The sequence below is a fragment of the Massilia polaris genome (assembly GCF_012927275.1).
Classification (GTDB): Bacteria; Pseudomonadota; Gammaproteobacteria; order Burkholderiales; family Burkholderiaceae_D; genus Telluria_A; species Telluria_A polaris.
On record NZ_JABBGG010000027.1, the window covers coordinates 1 to 1398 of the forward strand.

Below are 1398 nucleotides of genomic sequence, written 5' to 3' on the forward strand. Positions count from 1 at the left end.
GCGTAGGGCAATGGAATGGACTCCTCCACCTACGGCAGCAACTGTGCCAGACTGAAGTGTCGAGCAGACAATTCAATCACAGAGGAGGAGTCCAAATGTATGCTACACGAGTTGGTGTTGATCTTGCAAAGTCAGTTCTTCAGGTCCACAGCGTCGACCGTCACGAGAAGGTCGTAGCGCGCAAGAAGTTGAATCGCGCTCAGATGCATGCGTATTTCAAGTCGCTGGCGCCAAGCTTGGTTGGAATGGAGGCTTGCGCGACATCGCACTACTGGGCGCGCACCTTGATGAGCTACGGACACAGGGTTGAGCTTATCGCGGCCCAGTTCGTGAAGCCCTACGTCAAGGGCGGCAAGAATGACGCCAACGATGCAGAAGCGATTTGTGAGGCGGTAGGCCGGCCGACGATGCGGTTCGTCGCCATCAAGACGGTCGATCAACAGGTGATGCAGGCCGAGCACCGCATTCGGAGCCGCCTGGTACGCGCGCGAACGGCGTTGTGCAATGAGATACGTGGTTTGCTTGGTGAGTTTGGCATTGTGGTGCCGGTGGGTGTGCCGAATTTGAGGAAGGCACTCCCCGTGATCGAAGACCAAGAGGATAGTGGCCTGACGCCGCGCTTCCTGATGCTACTCGGCGAGCTGGCCGAAGAGCTGCGCCAGATCGATGACCGTGTAACCTTGCACGACAAACGTATTCAGGGCGCCGCGCGCGCGGATCACCGGATCCGGCGGCTTCTGGAGATTGAAGGCATAGGTCCGGTCAGCGCCAGTGCCTTGGTAGCGGCGGTGGGTGACGCCAAGCAGTTTGCCGGTGGCCGCGATATGGCCGCCTGGCTGGGTCTGGTGCCCAGCCAGCACTCCAGTGGCGGGAAGGAGAGATTAGGCGGTATCAGCAAGCGCGGTGACACATACTTGCGCACACTGCTCATCCATGGCGCGCGCGCCGCTCTTAACGTCTGTGGCAACAAGGAGGACGTGCGCAGCAAATGGGCGCATAGCCTCGCCACCAGACGCAATCGCAACATCGCCACGGTCGCCCTGGCGAACAAGAACGCCAGGATCGCCTGGGCCGTTCTTAGTCGAGATGAGGATTACCGCGGGGCGAAACGGTAACAAAGGTTGTTGTAGTACCGAGCACTTCCAGCAGCAATTGCGTAGTCAATTGAAGTAATGGCAAAACAGGTCAGACCGGCGCTTGCATCACCAGCCTTTTCCATAGGCCCAATGTCGAGGCAACATTCGATAAGGCCGATAGGGCGATCTGGAGCGAGCGCGCAGAATCCATTATGGCCCGAGCGCGACGGTGCTCACAACGAGGCCGGATATACGGAAGCAGTTGCACCTAACAGCCAAAACCGAAATTGATGTTGCAATATCGGAGGAGTCCATATATGGA

The 1398-nt window shown here is 58.2% G+C and carries 1 protein-coding gene; it reads left to right on the forward strand.

All coding sequences use genetic code 11. The features are described 5' to 3' along the window. Positions 1-95 precede the first annotated feature (95 nt). Positions 96-1115 carry an IS110 family RNA-guided transposase gene (locus tag HHL21_RS21305; RefSeq protein ID WP_169469674.1) on the forward strand — a complete coding sequence of 340 codons (1020 nt, stop codon included), beginning with the start codon at positions 96-98 and terminating at the stop codon, positions 1113-1115. Positions 1116-1398 lie beyond the last annotated feature (283 nt).